At 71.6% G+C, this 21,931-nt stretch carries 20 protein-coding genes; 6 read left to right on the forward strand and 14 right to left on the reverse strand.

Going from position 1 to position 21,931, the window contains the following annotated elements:
• Positions 1-2: 2 nt before the first annotated feature.
• The 3 genes from ileS to K4G59_RS06230 form a co-directional block, all read right to left on the reverse strand.
• Positions 3-3,206, reverse strand: a complete 3,204-nt coding sequence (gene ileS, locus K4G59_RS06220) for an isoleucine--tRNA ligase (RefSeq protein WP_231250088.1) — start codon at positions 3,204-3,206, stop codon at positions 3-5.
• Positions 3,207-3,458: 252 nt separating this feature from the next.
• Positions 3,459-3,944 (reverse strand): SRPBCC family protein, encoded by a 486-nt coding sequence (locus K4G59_RS06225; protein WP_231250089.1) that lies wholly within the window; start codon positions 3,942-3,944, stop codon positions 3,459-3,461.
• A gap of 204 nt (positions 3,945-4,148) precedes the next feature.
• Positions 4,149-5,054 (reverse strand): hypothetical protein, encoded by a 906-nt coding sequence (locus tag K4G59_RS06230; RefSeq protein ID WP_231250090.1) that lies wholly within the window; start codon positions 5,052-5,054, stop codon positions 4,149-4,151.
• A 318-nt stretch (positions 5,055-5,372) separates the two neighbouring features.
• Between K4G59_RS06230 and K4G59_RS06235 the strand changes: the two genes are divergently transcribed.
• Genes K4G59_RS06235 through K4G59_RS06245 form a run of 3 tightly spaced genes read left to right on the forward strand, consistent with a single transcriptional unit; the run spans position 5,373 to position 7,862 of the window.
• Positions 5,373-5,918, forward strand: a complete 546-nt coding sequence (locus tag K4G59_RS06235) for a DinB family protein (protein WP_231250091.1) — start codon at positions 5,373-5,375, stop codon at positions 5,916-5,918.
• A 43-nt stretch (positions 5,919-5,961) separates the two neighbouring features.
• Complete coding sequence (gene dapD / locus K4G59_RS06240) at positions 5,962-6,891, forward strand: 2,3,4,5-tetrahydropyridine-2,6-dicarboxylate N-succinyltransferase (RefSeq protein ID WP_231250092.1); 930 nt, start codon at positions 5,962-5,964, stop codon at positions 6,889-6,891.
• A gap of 2 nt (positions 6,892-6,893) precedes the next feature.
• Positions 6,894-7,862, forward strand: a complete 969-nt coding sequence (locus tag K4G59_RS06245; RefSeq protein ID WP_231250093.1) for a VldE C-terminal domain-containing protein — start codon at positions 6,894-6,896, stop codon at positions 7,860-7,862.
• A gap of 4 nt (positions 7,863-7,866) precedes the next feature.
• Here the strand turns inward: K4G59_RS06245 and dapC are convergent, their stop codons facing one another.
• Positions 7,867-8,973: a succinyldiaminopimelate transaminase gene (dapC, locus tag K4G59_RS06250; RefSeq protein ID WP_231250094.1), complete on the reverse strand. Its 1,107-nt coding sequence runs from the start codon at positions 8,971-8,973 to the stop codon at positions 7,867-7,869.
• Complete coding sequence (fdxA, locus tag K4G59_RS06255; protein WP_056604759.1) at positions 8,970-9,296, reverse strand: ferredoxin; 327 nt, start codon at positions 9,294-9,296, stop codon at positions 8,970-8,972. The genes dapC and fdxA overlap by 4 nt, the downstream gene beginning before the upstream one ends.
• Before the next feature lie 54 nt (positions 9,297-9,350).
• Here fdxA and K4G59_RS06260 point away from each other — a divergent pair, with 54 nt between their 5' ends.
• Positions 9,351-10,268, forward strand: a complete 918-nt coding sequence (locus K4G59_RS06260) for a GNAT family N-acetyltransferase (RefSeq protein WP_231250095.1) — start codon at positions 9,351-9,353, stop codon at positions 10,266-10,268.
• A 14-nt stretch (positions 10,269-10,282) separates the two neighbouring features.
• On the opposite strand, the gene K4G59_RS06265 is transcribed toward K4G59_RS06260, so the two are convergent.
• The 4 genes from K4G59_RS06265 to K4G59_RS06280 are packed head-to-tail and all read right to left on the reverse strand — an operon-like array spanning position 10,283 to position 13,619.
• Positions 10,283-12,037: a VanW family protein gene (locus tag K4G59_RS06265; RefSeq protein ID WP_231250096.1), complete on the reverse strand. Its 1,755-nt coding sequence runs from the start codon at positions 12,035-12,037 to the stop codon at positions 10,283-10,285.
• A 9-nt stretch (positions 12,038-12,046) separates the two neighbouring features.
• On the reverse strand, positions 12,047-12,412 hold the full coding sequence (locus tag K4G59_RS06270; RefSeq protein ID WP_231250097.1) for a hypothetical protein: 366 nt from the start codon (positions 12,410-12,412) through the stop codon (positions 12,047-12,049).
• Entirely contained in the window at positions 12,409-13,311 is a 903-nt protein-coding gene (mshB, locus tag K4G59_RS06275; protein ID WP_231250098.1) for an N-acetyl-1-D-myo-inositol-2-amino-2-deoxy-alpha-D-glucopyranoside deacetylase, read from the reverse strand. Before mshB ends, K4G59_RS06270 begins: the two co-directional genes overlap by 4 nt.
• Positions 13,312-13,316: 5 nt before the next feature.
• Positions 13,317-13,619: a hypothetical protein gene (locus tag K4G59_RS06280; protein ID WP_231250099.1), complete on the reverse strand. Its 303-nt coding sequence runs from the start codon at positions 13,617-13,619 to the stop codon at positions 13,317-13,319.
• Positions 13,620-13,743: 124 nt separating this feature from the next.
• On the opposite strand from K4G59_RS06280, the gene K4G59_RS06285 reads away from it, so the two are divergent.
• A complete protein-coding gene (locus tag K4G59_RS06285; protein WP_231250100.1) occupies positions 13,744-14,796 on the forward strand; it encodes a hypothetical protein in 1,053 nt (350 codons plus the stop codon).
• Positions 14,797-14,854: 58 nt separating this feature from the next.
• Positions 14,855-15,961: a hypothetical protein gene (locus K4G59_RS06290; protein WP_231250101.1), complete on the forward strand. Its 1,107-nt coding sequence runs from the start codon at positions 14,855-14,857 to the stop codon at positions 15,959-15,961.
• Here the strand turns inward: K4G59_RS06290 and K4G59_RS06295 are convergent.
• Genes K4G59_RS06295 through K4G59_RS06315 form a run of 5 tightly spaced genes read right to left on the reverse strand, consistent with a single transcriptional unit; the run spans position 15,958 to position 21,884 of the window.
• The gene (locus K4G59_RS06295; RefSeq protein ID WP_231250102.1) at positions 15,958-16,572 is read right to left on the reverse strand and encodes a histone deacetylase; all 615 of its coding nucleotides are present in this window, start codon (positions 16,570-16,572) and stop codon (positions 15,958-15,960) included. The genes K4G59_RS06290 and K4G59_RS06295 overlap by 4 nt on opposite strands.
• The gene (locus K4G59_RS06300; protein WP_231250103.1) at positions 16,569-18,131 is read right to left on the reverse strand and encodes a peptide ligase PGM1-related protein; all 1,563 of its coding nucleotides are present in this window, start codon (positions 18,129-18,131) and stop codon (positions 16,569-16,571) included. The genes K4G59_RS06295 and K4G59_RS06300 overlap by 4 nt, the downstream gene beginning before the upstream one ends.
• Complete coding sequence (locus K4G59_RS06305; protein ID WP_231250104.1) at positions 18,128-19,285, reverse strand: adenylate/guanylate cyclase domain-containing protein; 1,158 nt, start codon at positions 19,283-19,285, stop codon at positions 18,128-18,130. The genes K4G59_RS06300 and K4G59_RS06305 overlap by 4 nt, the downstream gene beginning before the upstream one ends.
• A complete protein-coding gene (locus K4G59_RS06310; protein ID WP_231250105.1) occupies positions 19,282-19,659 on the reverse strand; it encodes a response regulator in 378 nt (125 codons plus the stop codon). Before K4G59_RS06310 ends, K4G59_RS06305 begins: the two co-directional genes overlap by 4 nt.
• Positions 19,656-21,884, reverse strand: coding sequence for a hybrid sensor histidine kinase/response regulator (locus K4G59_RS06315; RefSeq protein WP_231250106.1), 2,229 nt, complete (start codon positions 21,882-21,884; stop codon positions 19,656-19,658). Before K4G59_RS06315 ends, K4G59_RS06310 begins: the two co-directional genes overlap by 4 nt.
• Between the last annotated feature and the right edge of the window lie 47 nt (positions 21,885-21,931).

A 21,931-nucleotide genomic window follows, 5' to 3' on the forward strand; every position in this document is an offset into this window, starting at 1 on the left:
GCTCAGGCCTTGGTGACCCCCACCGACACCTCGCTGGCGTCGGCGTACGCCACGCTGGCGGCGAGCGTCTCCTCCGCGATCAGGGCCTCGTGGGTCCGGGCGGCGGCGAGCGTCTCCTCCGGGCCGGCGAGGGTGAGCGAGATGCGGTCGCTCACCTGGAGCCCGGCGTCCTTGCGGGCCTGCTGGACCGCACGCACCAGGTCGCGGGCGGTGCCCTCGGCCTCGAGCTCCGGCGTCACCGCGGTGTCGAGGACGACGAAGCCACCGCGCGGCAGCATGCCGATGACGGTGTCGTCCGCGGAGGTGCCGGCGACGGTCTCCAGGGCGTACTCCCCCGCGACGAGCGCGAGCCCGCCGGCGGTGACGGTGCCGTCCTCGGCCACCGACCAGTCGCCGGACTTCGAGCCCTTGATGGCGAGCTGGACGTCCTTGCCCAGGCGCGGGCCGGCCGCGCGGGCGTTGACGGTGAGGCGCTGCGAGACGCCGTACGCCGCCGCCTCGGGCGCGTCGGTCGCGAACAGCTCGACGCCCTTGAGGTTCAGCTCGTCGGCCACCAGCGACTCGAAGCCGGTGAGGTCGGCCTCGGTGACCACCGTCAGGCGCGAGAGCGGCAGGCGGTTGCGGAGGTTCGCGGCCTTGCGCAGCGCCGAGCCCGCCGAGCAGACGTCGCGGACGGTGTCCATCGAGGCGACCAGCGCCTCGTCGGCCGGCAGGTCGTCAGCGGCGGGCCAGTCGGCCAGGTGCACCGAGCGCTCGCCGGTGAGGCCGCGCCAGACCTCCTCGGTCGTCAGCGGCATCAGCGGCGCGGTGACCCGGCAGACGACCTCGAGCACGGTGTAGAGGGTGTCGAAGGCGTCGGCGTCCTCGTCCCAGAAACGCTCACGGGAGCGCCGGATGTACCAGTTGGTCAGCACGTCGAGGAAGCTGCGCGTGGAGTCGCACGCAGCAGCGACCTCGTAGTTGTCGAGCTGGTCGGTCATCGCGGCGACGTAGTCGCGCAGCTTGGCCAGGATGTAGCGGTCGATCGGGTGCGCGCTGTCGGTGCGCCACGTCGCCTCGTGACCGGCGCCGCCACCCGCCGCGTTGGCGTACAGGGTGAAGAATGACCAGCTGTTCCACAGCGGGATCAGCACCTGCCGCACCGAGTCGCGGATGCCCTGCTCGGTGACGACGAGGTTGCCGCCGCGCAGGATCGGGCTCGACATGAGGAACCAGCGCATCGCGTCGGCGCCGTCGCGGTCGAAGACCTCGCGGACGTCGGGGTAGTTGCGCAGGGACTTCGACATCTTCTGGCCGTCGTTGCCCAGGACGATGCCGTGGCTCAGGCAGGTCGAGAACGCGGGTCGGTCGAAGATCGCGCCGGCCAGGACGTGCATCGTGTAGAACCAGCCGCGGGTCTGGCCGATGTACTCGACGATGAAGTCGCCGGGGAAGTGGTGGTCGAACCAGTCCTTGTTCTCGAACGGGTAGTGCACCTGCGCGAAGCTCATGGAGCCCGAGTCGAACCACACGTCGAGGACGTCGGTGACGCGGCGCATCGTGGACTTGCCCGTCGGGTCGTCCGGGTTGGGACGCGTCAGCTCGTCGACGAACGGGCGGTGGAGGTCGGGGTTGCCGTCCTTGTCCCGCGGCAGCGTCCCGAAGTCGCGCTCGATCTCCTCGAACGAGCCGTAGACGTCGAGGCGCGGGTAGTGCTCGTCGTCGGACTTCCACACCGGGACGGGGCTTCCCCAGAACCGGTTGCGGGTGATCGACCAGTCGCGGGCGTTCTCCAGCCACTTGCCGAACTGGCCGTCCTTGATGTGGTCGGGCACCCAGCGGATGTCCTGGTTGAGCGCCATGAGCCGCTCCTTGACCTTGGTCACCTCGACGAACCACGACGAGACGCCCTTGTAGATCAGGGGCTGCCGGCAGCGCCAGCAGTGCGGGTAGGAGTGGTCGTAGGTCTCGCGGCGGACGAGCACGGTGCCGGGGGTGACGCTTCCCGTCTCGCCGTCACCCTTGGTCGATGCCTTGAGGTGGTCGATCACGTGCAGGTTGGCGTCGAAGACCTGCATGCCCTCGTAGTCGGTGACCGGGAAGGTGAACCGCCCGTCCTTGCCGACCGGCATGACCGCCTCGATGCCCTCGCGGTCGGTGACGACCTTGTCGTCCTCACCGAAGGCGCCGGCGGTGTGCACCAACCCGGTGCCGTCCGTGGTCGTGACGAACTCGGCGGGCACGAGGCGGAAGGCGCGCTCGTGGCCGGCGTAGTAGCTGAACGGGGGGGCGTACTCCAGGCCGACGAGGTCGGCGCCCGTCCCGCGCCAGCTGACCTCGGGCGACTCCCCCAGCTCACGGGCGTACGACGCCAGGCGGGCCTCGGCGACGAGGTAGCGCTCGGGGCTGCCGGTGGGGCCGTCGGAGGTGACGACGACGTAGTCGATGTCCTCGCCGACCATGACCGCGAGGTTGGACGGCAGCGTCCACGGCGTCGTCGTCCAGACGAGGACCTTCACGCCCCTGAACGGGCCGTCCGTGGTGACGTCGTAGCCGACGGTGACGGCCGGGTCCTGACGCATCTGGTAGACGTCGTCGTCCATGCGGAGCTCGTGGTTGGACAGCGGCGTCTCGTCCTGCCAGCAGTAGGGCAGCACGCGGAAGCCCTCGTAGACCAGCCCCTTGTCGTGCAGCTGCTTGAAGGCCCAGATGACCGACTCCATGAACTCGGGGTTCATGGTGCGGTAGTCGTTGTCGAAGTCGACCCACCGCGCCTGGCGGGTGACGTAGTCGCGCCACTCGCCGGTGTACTTCAGCACGCTCTGGCGGCACGCCTCGTTGAACTTCTCGATGCCGAGCTCGACGATCTCGTCGGTGGTCTTGATGCCGTTGAGGCGCATCGCCTCCAGCTCGGCGGGCAGGCCGTGGGTGTCCCAGCCGAAGCGGCGCTCGACGCGCTTGCCGCGCATCGTCTGGTAGCGCGGGACGAGGTCCTTGACGTAGCCGGTGAGCAAGTGGCCGTAATGCGGCAGGCCGTTGGCGAAGGGCGGGCCGTCGTAGAAGACGAACTCGTTGCCGCCGTCGGCCCCGGCCTCGCGCTGCTCGACGCTCGCGCGGAAGGTGTCGTCGGCCTCCCAGTAGGCCAGCACGGCCTCCTCGATCTCGGGGAAGCGGGGGCTGCTCGCGACGGTCGTGGCGTCGGTGTGCGAGACCTTGGGGTAGGCCATCTGGGGTGCTCCTCGCGGTGCGTCGTACGTCTCGGGTCTTCACCACGAGGACGATCTGCAGACCGCGGTACCACCTCGCTTGCCGCTCCCCGGCGGGGAGACGACCGCTCGTTCCGGCTGTGTCGGGCCGCACCCGTCGGGGTCTAGTGAGGTGGCGGCCGGATCGCCGTACCCGTTCTTCCCGAGGCTCGCCGCTGATGACGGCTCAGACGCCTGCGGCGATCGTACGGCGTGTGCTCGGGCACGCGCGAATCAGTTGCCGAAGTGGCCCAGCACCCGTGCCTCCAGCTCGAGCGCCGCCTCGCGCAGGCCGGCACGCTGAATCTCCACGTAGCCGGCCTCGACGCCGACGGGCACGTCGGTGTGGAAGCGCTGGGTCAGCCGGCAGGAGTGCTCGCCGGTCGGCTCGACGTCGAGACGTCCGCCGCTGGGGAGCGCAGCCGTCAGGGTGCGGGTCGTCGCCATCCGCCCGGGCTCCAGGGCGACCACCTCGAGCGCGGTCAGCTGGCGCTCAGGACCGGTGCGGTGCATCGACACCTGGACCTCCCCCACCTGGCCGTCGGGGGTGCCGGGCAGCGTGCCGGCGTAGGTCACGTCCGGCTCGATGACGTAGAGGGACTGCGGGTCCCACATGAAGTCCCACACCTCCTCCGCGCTGCGCGGCACCTCGAAGGTGACCGACTCCTCCACCCGGACCGGGCTGTCCAGCACACGGATCCAGCGTCGACGCGTCCTCATGGTCCGAGTCTCGCGCACGCCTGCGGCTGGCGTGCGGGAACGTGGGCGGTGGGGTCCCGGCGGTAGGTGGTAGTCCACCGGGATCTGGTTGCTCGGTCGGGGTAGTCCACCGGGATCTGGTCGCTCCGGGTCCCCCAACCCAGCCAGTTCCCGGTGGACTACCCCGACGTGACGGAGAGGGTCGCTGCCCGAACGACGAGCCCGTCAGGCCGTACGCCGGTAACCCAGCAGGCGCTCACGCTCGAGGCCCGGCAGAGCCCGACGGCGCTCGACCGTGTGGGTCGGTGTCCACCAGGTCGGCGGCTCGATCCGCCACCGTCGCGGGGCCGTCCGGGCGCTGGCTCGTCCCGCGGCTTCCAGGAGCCGGCGGGTGAAGTCGTCGATCTCGCCCCAGTCGGTGACGAGCATGGTCACCCTCTCGAGGCCGAGGTCGCGGTAGGAGGCGTCCTTGTTCACGTCGGCGGCCGTCCCGGCGAGCGAGATGTGGTCGGAGCCGTTGTACTGCGCGACGAGTCCCAGCTCGGGATCGATAAGGTCGGGCGTGCCGACATGGCGGCCCTCGAGCGTGAAGACCGGCGCGTTGCACAGAGGGCGAAGGAGCCCGGCCCGCATCGTCCAGACACCCCGCATCGCCGTCTCCTTCGGTGACCACGAGTTCTCCTCGCCCAGGACGAGGGCGTCGCGTGCCTGCTGGATCCCGGTCACCGGCCCCAGCGTCGCGACGTACGCCGTCACCTCTGCGAGGCTGACGAGGTCGGAGTAGCACGCCATGTCGAGCGCGACCACGGCCTCACCCAGCGTGTCGGCGTACCTCATCTCGTGGACCACCGACCGCACGGGAAGCGTGACGGGGACGCCGTCGACGGTCGTGATCTGGTCCGGGTGGAGGAACTCCTGGCTGACCATCGCTCCCGTCGGCGCCGCCCGGTCTCTGCGTGCCAGCAGTGGCACGTCACGCCGGCCGGTCTGCCCGTCGGTGCCCTCGAACCACGCCGCGCCCTGCCAGCGGAGCGCGGCCCACCCCGTCACCGCCTCGTCGGCGCGGAGGACGGCGGCCGCCTCGACGATTCGTTGATCCGGAGTGACGTCGACCGCAGCCGGGACGTACAAGCCCTGGCTCGTCCTGCGCCATTGCGGCCCGCGAGCCTGACCGTGCGTGGGGCCCTCGCTCCCCGACGCGTCCGGGCGGACCGGACCGACCAGGCCGGGTCGTCGACGGTGAAAAGGTCTCGGGACGAACACGACGGAAGCCTTCCCGCCTCGCGTCCGCCCAGCAGGTCATCCACAGGGCAGTTCTTCGAGCTGAGACCGTCGGGGTAGTCCACCGGCATGTGGTCCTCGGAATGCCTCCGGGACGACCATTTCCCGGTGGACTACCAGCCAGATCCCGGTGGACTACCCCACGAGCCGTGCGCTTGGCTGACCTCCATGGCGAACCCCGGGTACGACGGCATGTGGCTCCCGACCGACCAGGACCCCCGGATGCAGATGGGGCCCACCCGCGGGGAGCGGGAGTGCCTGGTGGGCTACCTCGAGCACTACCGCCAGACGCTGGCGCTCAAGTGCGACGGCCTCGACGCCGCGCAGCTGGCGACGAAGGCGGTGCCGCCGTCGAGCATCTCGCTGCTCGGGCTGGTGCGACACATGGCGCGGGTCGAGCACAGCTGGTTCCGCCGGGTGGTCGAGGCCCGGATGGACGTCCCCCGACTGTTCCAGGACGAGGCCGAGGACGCCGGCTTCGCCTTCCCCGAGGCCGACGACGAGCTGGTGCGCGAGTCACACGCGCTGTGGCAGGAGGAGATCGCCCACGCCCGAGAGGTCCTCGAACGCACCGACCTCGACGCGATCGTCGACGTGCACGGTGATCCTGTCGAGGTGCGCGACATCGTGGTCCACATGATCGAGGAGTACGCCCGCCACTGCGGGCACGCCGACCTCGTGCGCGAGTGCGTCGACGGCCGCGCCGGGCAGTAGCCCTCCGCCCGGCCGGGTGGGGCCGCTTCCGTACCCTTGCCGCGTGACTGCTGCTTCCGGCTACGGCCTCGCGACCCTGCACGGCGACACCGTCCTCGACGTGTGGTTCCCCTCCCCCGTCCTCGGCGCGACCGGGAGTGCGGTGCCTGCGGAGCTCGCCGCGCTCGAGGGGGACGACGAGGCCCGCGGAGTACGCCGTGAGGTGCGCCTGGTCGAGATCGCCGACCTCGACGACGCCCCGGCCACGACCGAGGACGTGTGGCTGCGGCTGCACCTGCTCTCGACCCGGCTGGTCAAGCCGCACGGCATGTCGATGGACGGCGTCTTCGGACTGCTCACCAACGTGGTGTGGACCTCCGCCGGCCCCTGCGCGGTCGAGGGCTTCGAGACGACCCGCGCCCGGCTCCGCGCCACCGGCCAGCACGTCACCGTCCTCGGGGTCGACAAGTTCCCACGCCTGGTCGACTACGTCGTGCCCAGCGGCGTACGCATCGCCGACGCGGACCGCGTCCGGCTGGGCGCCCACCTCGCCGAGGGCACCACCGTCATGCACGAGGGCTTCGTCAACTTCAACGCCGGCACCCTCGGCGCGTCGATGGTCGAGGGTCGCATCTCCGCCGGCGTGGTCGTCGGCGACGGCTCGGACGTCGGCGGCGGGGCCTCGATCATGGGCACGCTGTCGGGAGGCGGCAAGGAGGTCATCTCCGTCGGTGAGCGCTGCCTGCTCGGTGCCAACGCCGGCATCGGCATCTCCCTCGGCGACGACTGCGTCGTCGAGGCCGGTTGCTACGTCACCGCCGGCACCAAGGTCACCGTCAGCGACGTCGACGGCACGTCGCAGGTGGTCAAGGCGGCCATGCTCTCGGGGGTCGACAACATCCTCTTCCGTCGCAACTCGGTCAGCGGCGCCATCGAGGCAGTGCCGTGGAAGGGCGACGGGATCGCCCTCAACGCGGCCCTGCACGCCAACTAGCCATGCCGTCGGTGCGCCAGGCCGCGATCGGCGCGTTCGTGGCCGCCGGCGCGGTGGCCACCGCGCTGGTGGTGGTGGACCGCGGCGGGGTGCCGTCGATCCTCGACACCAGCGGGTGCACCGCGGAGGTCGACGGCCACACCGTCGAGGTCGATCTGGAGCAGGCCGAGAACGCCGCGCTCATCACGGCCGTGGCGGTCGAGCGCGGCATGCCGGCGCGCGCAGCCAGCATCGCGCTGGCCACGGCCTACCAGGAGTCGAAGCTCTACAACATCGACTACGGCGACCGCGACTCCGTCGGGCTGTTCCAGCAGCGACCGTCGCAGGGCTGGGGCAGCGTCGAGCAGCTGACGGACCCCGTCTTCGCCACGAACGCCTTCTACGACGCCCTCGCGCAGGTCGACGGCTACGACACGATGGAGATCACGGTCGCCGCGCAGGAGGTGCAGCGCTCGGCCTACCCCGACGCCTACGCCGACCACGAGCAGGACGGCCGGGCCCTCGCCTCCGCGCTGACCGGCAACTCGCCGGGCGCGTTCTGGTGCGACGTGCCGGGCGATGCCGAGGAGGCCGGCGACGAGCTCGACGAGACCGGCCTGGTGCCGCGCGCCGCGGTCGTACGCCGTGACCTCGAGCAGCGCTTCGGCCGGCTGTCGCTCGGCGGGTTCGAGCCCGGCGGCGTCTCGAGCGGCCACATGGAGGGGTCGGCGCACTACGAGGGTCGTGCGGTCGACGTGTTCTTCCGCCCGGTCAACGCCGAGAACACCAAGCGGGGCTGGGCGATCGCCTCCTACCTCGTCGCCAACGCCGATCGCCTCGACATCAGGACCATCATCTTCGACGACCGGATCTGGCGGGCCGGGTCCTGGGCGGGCGAGGGCTGGCGCGACTACCGGGTGCCGTCGTCGTCGCGGGGCGACCGGGCGATCCTCGAGCACCGCGACCACGTCCACGTGGACGTCTTCGACTGACTCCTCAGCCGCGCAGGCGCGCGGCGGCCGCCTCGACCCGCTCGTCGGTGGCGGTGAAGGCGACGCGTACGTGCTCGCGTCCGGCGCGTCCGTAGAACTCACCGGGAGCCACGAGGATCCCCTGCTCGGCGAGCTCGGAGACGGTCGTCCAGCAGTCCTGGCCGCGGGTCGCCCAGAGGTAGAGCGAGGCCTCGGAGTGGTCGATGCGGAAACCCGCCGACTCCAGTGCCGCCCGCAGGGTCGCGCGCCGCGCGGCGTAGCGGGCGTGCTGCTCGGCGACGTGGTCGTCGTCCTCGAGGGCGGCGATCATCGCGCGCTGCTGGGGTGCGGGCATCTGGAGGCCGAGGTTCTTGCGCACCGCCAGCAGCTCTCCCACCACCGCGGGGTCGCCGGCGACGAAGGCGCAGCGGTAGCCCGCGAGGTTGGACCGCTTGGACAGCGAGTGGACGGCGAGGATGCCCCTCAGGGAGCCGCCGTTGACCTGCGGGTCGAGCACCGACAGCGGTGCGTCACCCTCCCAGGCGCACTCGAGGTAGCACTCGTCGGAGACCAGCAGCGTGCCGCGCTCGCGGCACCAGTCGACGACCTTGCGCAGGTGCTCCAGCGGCAGCACCCGGCCGCTGGGGTTGGCCGGGCTGTTGATCCACAGCAGCCGCGGGGCGCGCGGACCGAACGCGGTCAGCGAGTCGGTGGCGAGGCTGTCGGCGCCCGCGAGCGCCGCGCCCACCTCGTACGTCGGGTAGGCCAGCGCCGGGTAGCCGACGAGGTCGCCGGCGCCGATGCCGAGGTGGACCGCCATCGAGGCGATGAGCTCCTTGGAGCCGATCACCGGCAGCACGCCGTCGAGGCCGAGGCCGGTGACGCCGTGTCGGCGGGCCAGCCAGTCGATCGCAGCCCGGCGGGTGGTCTCCAGCCCGATGGTCGTCGGGTAGCCCGGGGAGTCCGCGGCCTCCCGGAGCGCGTCCTGCACGACCTGCGGGGTCGGGTCGACCGGGGTGCCCACCGACAGGTCGCACACGCCGTCGGGATGCGTTCGGCCCGTGGCCGCGTGGGCGCTGAGCTTGTCCCAGGGGAAGTCCGGGAGGCGGCCGGAGACCGGCCCACCCGTCACTCGTCGTGCTCCTGCGGGGGCAGCGCGGCGACGAGCTCGTGGTCCTTGTCGATGACGCCCATCTTGGCGGCACCGCCGGGCGAGCCGAGGTCGTCGAAGAAGTGGACGTTGGCGTCGTAGTAGCCCTTCCACTCCTCCGGGGTGTCGTCCTCGTAGAAGATCGCCTCGACCGGGCAGACCGGCTCGCAGGCGCCGCAGTCGACGCACTCGTCGGGGTGGATGTAGAGCATCCGCTTGCCCTCGTAGATGCAGTCGACGGGGCACTCGTCGACGCACGCGCGGTCCTTGAGGTCGACGCACGGCTGGGCGATGACGTAGGTCACCGGATCCTCCTGAGGGGGCACGGGGTGGGACGCGGGCAACCTTAGTATCTCGCCATGACCGATGCGCCGGAACCCCAGTCACACGAGACTGGCGTGGGCAGCCACGGCCTCGGTCCCCACGTCGTCGGGCAGCGCGTCGTGGTGCGCCACCTGCTCCCCGACGGCCGCGCGAGCGACATCCTCGGCACCTGCACGGAGTGGGGCTCGGGCTCGCTCACGGTCGACCGGGAAGGGCACGGTCCCGTGACGGTCCCGCTGGCCGAGGTGGTCACCGGCAAGCCGGTGCCGCCGCGCGCGTCGGTGCGCGCCCGCGTCCCGGCGCAGGAGGTCGAGCAGCACGTCGCAGCGCTCTGGTCGTCCATCACGATCCAGCCGCTGGGGCAGTGGCAGCTGCGGGCGTCTCCCCCGCACGGCGGCCGGCTCCGCCGCCGCGGCAACTCCGCGCTCGCCATGGACGGCCCGGGCATCGGGTGGGCGGACGCGGCGTGGGGCGTACGCCGCTTCTACGACGCCCTCGGCCAGGTGCCGACGGTGCAGGTGCAGCGCGGCTCGCAGGTCGAGCAGACGCTGGCACCCCTCGGCTTCGCTCCGATGGGCGACGGCGACGCACACGCCCAGCTGGCGTCCGTGGCGCGCGCCCTGAGGTCCGTCCGATCAGCCGCCCCCGACGTGCCGGCCGAGATCGAGGAGCTGCCCGACTCCGTGGTGGTGTCGCTCGACGGCGGGGTCGCCTCCGGCCGCGGGGTGCTGTCCGGGGACTGGTTGCTGGTCGAGTCGCTCGTCGTGGACCCGGGCAGTCGGCGCCGGGGCCTGGCCACCGCCGTGCTGGCAGAGGTCCTCGACTGGGGTGCCTCGCTCGGCGCGACCACGGCGCTCCTGCACGTCGAGACCGACAACGCTGGCGCGATCGCGCTCTACGGGCGGCACGGCTTCACCACCCACCACACCAACCGCTACCTCGTCGCGCGCTGAGGAAGACCGGTCGCCTACTCGTCGACGGCGTCGGGGTTGGTGCAGATGACGGTGTCGCTCGGGGTGTAGGTCGTGCTGAAGACCTCGTCGTCGCGCGTCTCGGGGTTGCCGTTGACCGGGGTGAAGTAGCGCACGACGTCGATGTCGAAGCCGCCAAAGCCCTCGTTGGGGTGACAGGTGAGGTCGTCGATGCGCCGGGTCCTGGGCTTGGTGATGTTGTGGCGCTCGCCCGTGGTGGTCGTGACGTCCCAGTACTTCGTGGAGTACATCGTCACAGTCACCGCTCCCGACGACGACGGGGTCGAGTTCGTGAAGGCGGTGTCGACCAGCACGCCGTAGGGGGTGTCGTTCCTGAACCTCAGGTCGACCGCACCCCACGCGACCGTGGCCTCGCGGCCGACCGGGTAGCGGTCGATGTAGAACGAGTGGGGCTTGTGCTCGACGTCCTCGAGCCCGGCGAAGAACATGGCGTTGAACAGCGTGGTCGCCATCTGGGAGACGCCGCCGCCGAGGTCCTGGACGAGGATGCCGTCGCTGATGATGTAGCCCTTGGTGAAGCCGTTGGCCTCGGTGCGCTCCCCGACGATGTCGTTCATCGAGAAGGTCTCGCCGGGCTCGAGCAGGGTGCCGTCGACGATTTCCGCGGCGCGGCCGATGTTGGTGTTGCGGTACTCCGCGTAGGGGAAGTAGGTGGTGAAGGACGAGACCTCCTCGCGGACCTTCAGCGCCCGCGCCTCCTTGGTGGTGAAGTCCGGCTTCGCCACGGTGGCGGTGAGGTCGATCCGGCGCTCGCCCTGCGGGCGGGCGACCGCGTCGAGGAAGCCTGCCTCGAGCTCGGCGGGGTCGAAGGTGACGCCGGGCTTCGCCGGCACGACCTGCGGGCGACCGTTCACCAGGGCGACGCTCGCGTCGACCGGGGCGCCGCTGGTGACGCGCGAGCCGACGACCTCGGTCAGCACCGCTCCGTCGAGGGTGGGCACGAGCTCGCCGTCGGTGGGCACCAGGCTCAGCGCGGCGGTGTAGTTCTCGGGGAAGACCTTCACCTCGGAGCCCTCGAACCCGAGGGTGACCGGCGCCGCGACCGCGGGCGAGGCGAAGCCGTCGAGTGCCTGCTGGACGTCGCTCGCGTCGATGTCAGGTGTCACCCGGGACATCTCGAGCGCGACCACGTCCGGGGAGTCCGCGAGGTAGGCGTCCTGGAGCGCGGCCAGGGTGTCGCTCGGGTCGAGCGCCTTGCCGGCGCGGGCCTTCGTGGTGCGGATGTCGGCGCCGTCGAAGGCCACGGCACCGTCGCGGGGAGCGGCGCCGTGCTGCTCGTCCAGCTCGGCGAGCTGGGCGGCGTACGCCGTCTCGTCGACCTCGACCTCGGCCTGGAAGTCGTCGCCGCCGGTGAAGTAGTTCCACAGGCGCACCGGATCCCAGCTGCGCTCGCCGCCGGCCTCGGCGACCGAGGCGTCGTAGTCGACTGCCAGTCCCGCGCGGGCCGGGTCGATGGCGACCTGCTGAGCGTCGATGGTGGTCGCGATCGACCGGTTGACCCGGTCGGCCAGGCCCGCCTGCAGGCGCTGCGCGGCCTCGCCCTGCGGGTGCCCTCCGATGCGTACGCCGGACACGGTGGTGTTGCGCGGCACCTTGTCGCCGGCGACGTAGTGTGCGGCGACGTAGAGCCCGCCGAACAGGACCACGAGGCCGAGCAGCAGCCACACGACGACAGAGGCGCCAGCCTTGTCGCGGGGCTGGCCGTCGGGACGCAACTGGTTCTTCGGCACGCCGCGAGTTTAGGTCGCCGTGCGCCGAACCCCGTGATCCCCGGGGCGCTCCGCGGGGCGCCGGCGGCCCGACGCGGCCGTCGCGACGGCGGCGAGGAGCAGGACTGCGGAGCCTGCGAGGAAGGACGAGCCGGCGGTGTCGGCGGAGATCAGGAAGCCGCCCGCCGGGCGCTCCAGCGCCCCGTGCGCGACGGGGACCCACCACCCCAGGGCGAAGGCCAGCCGGACCACGCCGGGCGGCAACCAGGCCAGCACGACGAGGCCGGTGACGAGCGCGAGGGCGAGCCCCCACCACCTCTGGTGCAGCAGCGTCCCGGCGGCGCCGGAGACGGCGCCGGTGAGGAGGGCGCCCAGGACAGCGGCCAGCGTCCTCACAGACCTGCGAAGAGGTCGTCCTCGAAGCCGTCGGCGTCGGGCGGACCGGGGGTGCCCTTGACCAGGCGGTAGAACTCCTCCGACCACCACGCGTGGCCGCTCTCGGCGCCCGAGAAGAAGCCCCCGTCCGTCTCCACCTGGGTGTCGTGCTCGGCGAGGGCGTCCATCTTGCGCTGGACGGTCTTCGAGCCGTCGACGCGGGCGCTGATCAGGTCGTCCGGGGTCACGAAGGCCGGCAGCTTGCCGTCAGGCTCCATGCCCTTGAAGGTCTCGGTGTCGCCCGACTCGCGCAGCGCCCGCAGGCTCGCGCGCATCCGCGACTCGCTCATCGCCGTCCAGTAGATCTTCGCGATGTCGTGGGGTTCGCCGAGCTCGCGCTTGTAGGAGGGCGCGGCTGCCAGCTGGGCGGCGTACATCGCGACGCGGTGGGCCTGGATGTGGTCGGGGTGGCCGTAGCCGCCGAACTGGTCGTAGGTGACCAGCACCTGCGGCCGGACCTCGCGGATCACCGGCACCAGCTCGTCGGCGGCCTCGTTCAGGTCAGCGGTCCAGAAGGCGTTGTCGGGGATCTTCTCGGCCGCGATCGCGTGGCCGTCGGCGTGCCAGGCCATGCCGGAGTCGTGGAAGCGGCCGAAGCCGCCGAGGAAGCGGTGGTCGGTGACGCCGAGGACCTTCATCGCCTCGTCGAGCTCGCCGCGGCGGTGCTCGCCCAGCCCGCCCGACTCGTCGTAGGCCAGGTGCGCCAGGTCCGGCACGAGGACCTCCCCCATCTCACCGGCGGTGCAGGTGACCAGGGTGACGCCGACGCCCTCGTCGACGTAGCGGGCCATGGTGGCTCCGGTGCCGATGCACTCGTCGTCGGGGTGGGCGTGGACGAGCAGGATGCGGCGGTCGGTCATGTTCCTCAGCCTAGGTCGGGGCGCTTGATGCGCTTCGGCGCGGTCGGGAGGTGCAACGGAGGCAGGGGGTCACCGTGTTCCTCACCCGTGCCGGGACCTCCGTCGTCCTCGTCGAGCCAGCCGTCGTGGGTGTCCACCAGGACCTCCAGCATGAAGGCAGGTGCGTCGCTCACCACCGCCCACGGGTGGTCCTCGTCGTCGTCCTCGCCGGCCAGCCGCTCCCGCTCCACGCGCGCCTCGAAGCCGTCCGCACGCAGCCGCGCGACGACCGTCTGCGCGTCGTCCTCGTCGAAGAAGATCGCCCTCACGACTCCATCCTCGCTCCCACGTGTCGCGAGCGCCGCACGTCCCTCCCCCATTTGGGCCGTATACATCGGCAGCGCGGCCACGGAGAGTGGGAGCAAGCCCCATTCGCCCAGATTGGACGCCCCCATGTCAGACCCGACCCCCCGCAACGAAACGCGCCCCGCCCGACGGGTGGTGGCCGCGCTCAGGCGTCTCGCACCCACCGGACTCGTGCTGGCGACGATCTCCGTCGTCACTGTCGCGGCCTTCGCGGCGTCCGAGCCAGGCGAGGGGCTCCGTGTGCCGTCGCTCGAGGAGTTCAACGCCCTCGACGAGCGCGTCACCGACCTCGAGGCCCGGGTCGCCGAGCTGTCCACGCCGACCGAGACCCCGACCGAGACCCCGACCGAGACCCCCACCGAGACCCCCACCGAGACCCCCACCGAGACCCCGACCGAGACCCCGACGAGCCCGTCGGCGTGCGCACAGCCCGACGCCGGCAACACCGGCCACACCGGCACGCTGCAGCCCTACGACGGACCCGGTCGCATCACGACCCCGGGCACGGTGGTGCAGGACGTGGAGATCTCGTCCCCTCTCGTCGTCGCGGCCGCCGACGTCACGATCCGCAACGTGCGTTCGACCGCGCCCATCGGCAGCACTGCCCCCGGCACCCGCATCCTCGACTCCACCGTCCCGCACATCTGGGCCTCCTCCGCGTCCGGGATGCTGGTGGACCGCACGGACGTCGGTGGCGCCCGGGACGGCGACTCCGTCCACGTGACCAGCGACTCCGGCGGCTACATCGAGGGCTTCACGCTGCGGAGGAGCTGGATCCACGACATCGACGTGCCGGCAGACTCCCACTACGACGGCATCCAGGTGCGCGGGGCAACCGACGTCCTGGTCGAGTGCAACAACTTCGACCTCGGCTCGTTCCAGGACACCTACAACGCGGCCGTCTACCTCGAGGACGCCAACGGCGGCTACTCGGCGGCGCGGGTCGTCGACAACTGGGTGTCGGGCGGGGCCTTCAACATCATGCTCGGCGGTGCCCGCGACGACGGCGTGGTCCTCACCGGCAACAGGCTCGGTGGGGACGTCCGGTGGGGGCTGTGCAGCGCCCAGAGCGCGGCGTCCCGGCCGTCGGTGCAGTCCGGCAACACGCTGGACGGTGAGCCGGTGACACCCTGCACCTGAGACGGGGCGGGCAGTCGTGTCGCGTGACACGGGCGTACCGGCGACTAGGGTCACCCGCATGTCCACCGCGTCGGAGATGCCGTACGTCGAGGGCGTGCACCTGCAGCGCACGGACGAGAACGTGCGGGAGATCGCAGCCCTCGCCGGGCTGCTCGGCGAGCCCGCGGGCCTCGGCGGGCTGCTCGCTGACCTGAAGTACCGCGTCCGGCGCGCCCGGGTGCTGCCCCGGCTCCTCGGGCGCGCGGTGCGCGAGGCGTGGCGGTGGGACGACTACGACGAGCGGGACGAGCAGTGGTACCCCCAGGGCATCTCGACGAGCGCCGACGCCTCCGACACCGAGGACGTCGACGGCCGCCGGGTGCTGGTCACGACGTGGTACTCCACCGGCAGGGACGGCACCAAGCGCGGGTCGCGGGTGACCTTCGTCGACCTCGACTCGGGCACCTACCGCCACGTGCTGCTGGTCTCGCCGGTGCTCGACGAGGACGGGCGGCTGGTGCTGCGGCCGATGAACATCCACGCCGGCGGCATCGTCTGGGCCGGGCCCTACCTCCACGTCGCGGCCACCAGCCGTGGCTTCGTCACCGCGCGCGTCGACGACATCATGCGGGTCCCCGGCGACGACGACCACCCGGACCGGCTCGGCGTCGAGGGCAGCGCGGTCCACTCCTTCGGCCACCGCTACGTCCTGCCGGTGCGCTTCACCCACCAGGCCTTCACCGACGAGGGCCACGAGAAGCTGCGCTACTCCTTCATGTCGCTCGACCGGCACTCGGACCCGCCCGCGCTCGTCGCGGGCGAGTACGCCCTGCGCGCCGGCGCGACCACTCGCCTGGCCCGCTACCCCCTCGACCCGATGACGTGGCAGCTCTCCACCGGCGACGACGGGTTCTCCCGACCGCTGGCCCTTGACGACGGCGGGGTGCGGCAGATGCAGGGCGCGGTGATGGCGGCCGGCCGGTTCCACGTCAGCGTCTCCCACGGCCCCTGGATGCCCGGAAGCGTGTACGCCGGTCGGCCGGGGTCCATGCGGCGGCGACGCTGGGCGCTGCCGATGGGTCCGGAGGACCTGTCCTACTGGCCGTCCACCGACCGGATCTGGTCGCTCACCGAGCACCCACGACGGCGCTGGATCGTCGCGATGGACCGGGCCTGGTTCGACTAGCGACCGGGCGTGAGCACCTTGCGCAGCGCCTCCTCGGGCCACGTCGGCAGCATCCCCTCGGCCGACGCGAGGTAGCCGACGAGGGCATCCTCGTCGAGCCCGAACCCGTCCGTGAGCCCGTCGACCATCGTGCGGAGGTACGCACGCGACGGCGGCCTGAGCGGGTGGTGCCGAGACGAGCTGAGGGTGAGCACTCGGCGACCGTCCAGCCTGCCGAGATCCATCAGCACGTCGTAGACCGCCGACAACCCGTGCCGTGTGGGCCCGTCGGCGGCGAGTGCCAGCGCCGTGCCCACCGGCTGTCGCGCCTCCTGCGCGACCAGGTCGACGAGCTGCTCGACGCCCAGCAGGTAGGCACGCGCGTGCACGATGCCCTCGCCCGACCGCGAGTAGAACGCCATACCCCCTCCCCACACCGTCGACTCACCGGCAAAGCGCAGGTGACCGGGGAGGGTGGTGGTCCGGTGGTCACGCGGGGGCGTCCGGTCGCGGCAGCCCTCGTAGGAGCGGCGTGCGCCGGGCGGGGTGCCGCCGGAGATGTAGCAGCCGAGCCTCGCCCTCGACAGGTTGGAGCCGAACGAGGCATACCAGACGAGTCCGTCGTCGCTCACTCCGGCAGGTCCCCCGGCTCGCCGGCCCTGCCCGCCTCCTCCAGCAGGACCGCGCACGCTTCCTGGTAGAGCGCCCAGGCCTGCTCGGGGCTGTCGCCGATCGCGGTCATGCCGAGCCGACCGCACTCGGTGACACAGCTGATCATGTGGAGGACCACACCGGTCTCGCGGGACTGGTCGAAATGCAACCGGCGCCGTACGACTACGTCGAGCACGTCGCGCGTCGTCAGCGCGCGGAGCCGGTCGTCCTCGAGGTGGTCGGTGGCCACGAGATACCTCGCGGCCCCGGACGCGGTGCGGTAGGTGCCGAGGTCGCCGTCGTAGCAGCCACCGGCGAGGAACTGGAGCGTCAGGAACGGGTGGGTCGTGCCGCCCTTGCGCAGGTTGAGCTCGATCGCGTGCGCCTCCCAATCCCCCGCGTCGTCCTGCGCGGTCACGAAGTCGACGGCGAAGCGACCCAGGACGCCCTTGCCTGCGAGGTGGCGCCCGATGGCCATCGCGGGCTCCGTGATCTTGCGGGAGTACGCCGGGTCCGCGGGGAACACGCACCCCAGGTACTTCTGCCCGCTGGCACCGCCGAGGAGCTGGTCGTGGGTCGACAGCAGCTCGACGGTCCCGTCGGGCAGGACCCGCATCTGCACGCTCGGACTGGTCAGCGCCATGCCCGTGATGCGCTCCTCGACGACGCCGCCGAGCTGCTCGAACGCGACCAGGAAGTCGCTCGGAGTGAGGTCGGCAGCCTCTGGCTGGAGGCCCTCGAGTCGGTCCCGGAGCACGGCAGGCTCGTCGTCCGAGCCCGGCGTGGGCAGGTCCCTCAGCTCGACCAATGCGTTGCCCGACCCCGACACGCCCTCGTTGATCTTGACGATCACCTCGGCCAGCTCGGGACGACGGGTCCGCATCCTGGCCACCGCTGTGACGAGGTCGTCGAGCGTGGTGAGGTCCTCGGCCCCGACGGGGGCACGTACGCCGACCTCGCCGAACAGCCGGCGACAGCCCGACTTGCTGCCGAGGGGAGCGAGCCGCGGGTCCGAGCCGTAGACCGGGATGCCGAGGCTCAGCGCAACGTCCCGCTCCAGCTCGGTGGTGTTGTAGGGGATCAGGTGGCTGACCGAACGGTCCGGGATCAGGTCCCGGATCCGGCGGAGCAGCCGGGGCCGCTCGAGCAGCTTGGCGCTGAGCGGCCGCGGGGAAGCATCCCCGACCGAGACGAGGTGCAGGCGCCGGAGGGCGTGGCTGGGGATGATGCCGGGCAGCAGCCCGAGGTAGTACTCGACGATCTCCTCGTCGATCGGTCCAGAGGTGACGTAGACCATCCTCAGCATGGGTTGGCGCAGCAGCAGGAGCAGGAAGAGGGCCCGCTCCTCCATGGCTTGCATGAGCGTGCCGCTGCCGGCCGTCGTGCGTTCGAGGCTGATCGAGGGGATGACGACGGCGGACTCGTCCGCGTGGTCGGTCCGCATCGCCTGCCAGATGCCGGACAACCGCCCTTGCAACCGGTCGTACGCCTCGTAGCGCTGGTCCTCGTCGAGATCGGGCAGCGTGGTCTGCTGGGTCATCGGCTCACCTCCTCGTGGTCCCGCCCCGTGGCCACGGCGGTGACGTCGTGGATCCTCACCGGTCGGCTGAACCCCCGCGGCTGGACGTCGCCGACGAGCTCTGAGGCCACGCGCTCTTCCACATCGGCCAGCACGCGGTCGGTGACGAGCACCTGCCACGGCCCCGCGTCGGCGCACAACCGTGCGGCCAGGTTGGTCACGCTGCCGATGGCGGCGTAGTCGGAGCGACCCGGGTAGCCGATGCGCCCGAGGGTCGCGTAGCCCTGGGCGACCCCGACGCCGAGGGCGAGGTCGTGACCGCGCCGGTGCCAGCCGGTTGCCAGGCGGCGTACGTCCTCCCGCACGTCGAGCGCCATCGCGACAGCCGAGCCGGCGGGGTCTTCGTCGGGGACGGGGTCGCCGAAGAACACCATCACCCCGTCCCCGGTGAACCGCTCGAGCGTGCCTCGATGCTCGTCGATGCGGGCGCCCAGGGCGCAGTGGTACTCAGCGAGGACGTGCATCACCTCCTCGGGCTCCGACGCCTCGGCGAACGAGGTGAAGCCCCGGAAGTCCGCGAAGACGACCACGATCTCGCGGCGGTGGCTGGCCAGCATCTCCTCGTCGTTGACGACCAGGTCGGCCAGCTGCGGTGAGAGGAAGCGTCGCAGCCTGCCGACCCGCTCCAGCTCCTCCACCTGCTCGGTCACCCGCGCCTCGAGCTCCCGGTTCCAGGCCGAGATCTCCGCCGCCTGCCGACCGATCGTGTCCTGGTAGCCCTTGATCCGGGCGAGCGAGCGCACCCGCGCCAGGAGCTCGCCCTGCTCGAACGGCTTGGTGATGAAGTCGTCGGCACCCGCCTCGAGCCCCTCGAGCCGCTGCGCAGAGCCGCCCGCGGTGATCATCACGACCGGCAGGAAGGCGGTGGTGGGATCGCCCCGGATCCTGCGACACACCTCGCAGCCGTCCATGCCGGGCATCTGCACGTCGAGGAGGACCACGTCGACGGGTCGGTCCCGGAGGACGTCCAGGGCTTCCTGGCCACTCGCCGCGGTGAGCACGTCGTAGCCGCGCGGCGAGAGGATCGCGTCGAGCAGGCGCAGGTTGGCCGCCTGGTCGTCGACCGCCAGGACGGTCGTGAGGCGGCGTCGCCCCTGCTCCTCGGTGACGTTCATCCAGGGCCTCGCGTCAAGAACCTCTCGACCTGACCCGGGAGGGCGCGCGGACTGATGGGCTTCTCCAGGTAGCCGTCGAAGCCCGATCGCCGGGCCCGCTCGCGGTCCTCCTCCATCGCCAACGCGGTCACCGCGACGACTGGGACCCCGTCGGCCAGGACCTCCTCGCGCAGGCATCGCAGGGTCTCGTGGCCGTCGATGCCCGGGAGCTGCAGGTCCAGGAGCACGAGGTCGGGGGGCTCGGTCGCGGCGGCGCGTACGCCGAGCTCGCCGGTCGTTGCGGAGCCGACGACGTAGCCGGCGTGCTCGAGCACGTCGCGCACCAGCTTGAGGTTGAGGGCGTTGTCCTCGATCACCAGGATGCGCGGGCTCACGGCAACGCCACCTCCGACCCCTCGAGCTCCAGCCCGTGGCCCCGCAGGGCGTCGAGGAGGTCGTCGCGGCGCACCGGCTTGAGCAGGTACGCCGCCGCGCCGAGCTGCAGGCCTCGCTGCCGCTCGTCGATGATGGAGGCGACCACGATCGGGATGGACCGCGTCGCGGGGTCCGCCTTCATCCGGGCCAGCACCTCCCAGCCGTCCATGCGTGGCAACCGGATGTCGAGCACGACGGCGTCCGGCGCCGCCGTGCGGCTGACGGACAGCGCCTCGTGCCCGTCCCGCGCATGGAGCACCCGTACGGGCGAGGCAGCCAGATAGGCGGTCATGAGGTCCAGCGAGGCCCGATCGTCATCGACCAGGAGAACCGTGCTCAGGCTGTCAGCGTCTCCCTCGATCGCGGGCTCGACGGGCGGCAGCGGCAGGCGGAACGCGAAGACGCTGCCGACGGTCTGGGGCTCGAGCCACAGGGTGCCGCCGAAGAGCGTCACGATGCGGCGCGAGAGGGTCAGCCCGAGCCCGGTCCCTTCCTCCGTGGGCGCACCGCGGCGCCCCTGCTGGAACGACTCGAAGATCCGCTCCCGGTCCTCCGGGGACACCCCCACCCCGGTGTCGCTCACGCGGACGACGACGTCCTCGCCCTCACGCGTGGCGAGGACCCGTACCGCCCCGCCGTCCGGGGTGAACTTCACCGCGTTCGACACGAGGTTGAGCACCACCTGCTTGAGCCGCAGCTCGTCGGCCCACACGATCCCGACGTCGTCGGCCACCTCGAGGCCGAGGTCGATGGCGTGCGCCGCGGCGCGGTCACGCACGAGGGACAGGACGTAGTCCAGACAGGCCCGCACCGAGACCAGGCTGGGCTCCAGGACCATCCGACCGGCCTCGACCTTCGAGAGGTCGAGGATCTCGTTGAGCAGCTCCAGCAGGTGCCTGCCCGAGGTCCATATGTCGCGGAGGTACTCCTCCTGCCGAGGGTTGAGGTCGCCGAACATCCGATCCAGGAGCACCTCCGAGAACCCGATGACGGCGTTCAGGGGCGTACGCAGCTCGTGCGACATGCTCGCGAGGAACTCCGACTTGTGGCGGCTGGCCACCTCGAGCTCGGCCCGTTTGGTGTCGAGCTCCCCGAAGAGCCGCGCGTTGACGACCGCCAGCCCGGACTGGTTGGCGAAGGTCCGCAGCAGCTCGGGGGTGTCGGCGCCGAAGTCACCGGGACGGCGGCGGCGGATCACCAGCGCACCTACGAGCTGGTCCTGCCGGACCAGCGGTACGGCGAGGAGCGAGCGCCAGCCGTCCGCCAGCAGGATGTCGAGGTGCTCGTCGCGGGAGGCAGAGGCCAGGTCGGGCACCACCAGCGTCGAGCGCTCGACCGCGGCCCGGCCCACGGGCGACGTGCTCCGCCGGATGGTGAGGGCCCGCAGCCGGTCGGTCAGCGCCAGGCTCCCCCCGGCCGTGGCGCGCACCCGGAAGCAGTCGGCGGCCGCGTCGTACTCCATGATCGACCCGCCGGCCGCCCAGCAGAGGCGCACGGCTCCGCTGACGATGCGACCCAGGACCTCGTCGAGGTCCAGCGTCGAGCTGATCGCCTCACCGATCTCGCGGAGGACCTCGAGCTGGGTGACCTTGGCGGCCAGCTCACCGCTCCGCGCCTCCAGCGCGCCCACCAGCTCGACCTGGCGAAGCACGATCGCGGCCTGGACCGCGAATGCGCTCAGCACGTCGACCTCCGCAGGGTCGAACGGCTGGGCCTCGGTGCGCCACACCGAGAGGATGCCGATGACCTCGTCGTGGAGCAGCATCGGGGCCGACATCAGTGTGCGGAACCCGGCCAGGCTCTGCAGGTCGTGCCGGCCGTAGTCGGGGTCCTGCAGCACGTCAGTGATCTGCTGGGTGCATCGGTCCTCGGCCACCCGGCCCAGGAGGCTCTCTCGCGAGCGGCCCACCGGGTGGTCCTCCACATAGCGGATGAAGTCGGCGGGCACGTCGCCGGAGATGCGGGACAGCCGGAAGGTGTCGCCGTCGACGAGGTAGAGCTGGGCGACCTGGGCCCGGCAGAGGTGCACGGCCCGGTCGATGATGGTGTCGAGGACACCACTGGGGTCCGTGCCGGCCCGCCCGAGGGCCTCGAGGATCTCGCGGGTGGCGGCCGTCTGGACGTCGAGCAGCACGCGGTCGCTGTCCGGGCCGCTCTCGGTCTCGCCCAGTGGGCCACCGTCCATCGCACCCTCCACACAAGCCCCCGCACCTCGAGTGTGCTCCACCGGCC

The sequence above is a fragment of the Nocardioides furvisabuli genome, assembly GCF_021083185.1.
In the GTDB taxonomy this organism is placed as follows: Bacteria; Actinomycetota; Actinomycetes; order Propionibacteriales; family Nocardioidaceae; genus Nocardioides; species Nocardioides furvisabuli.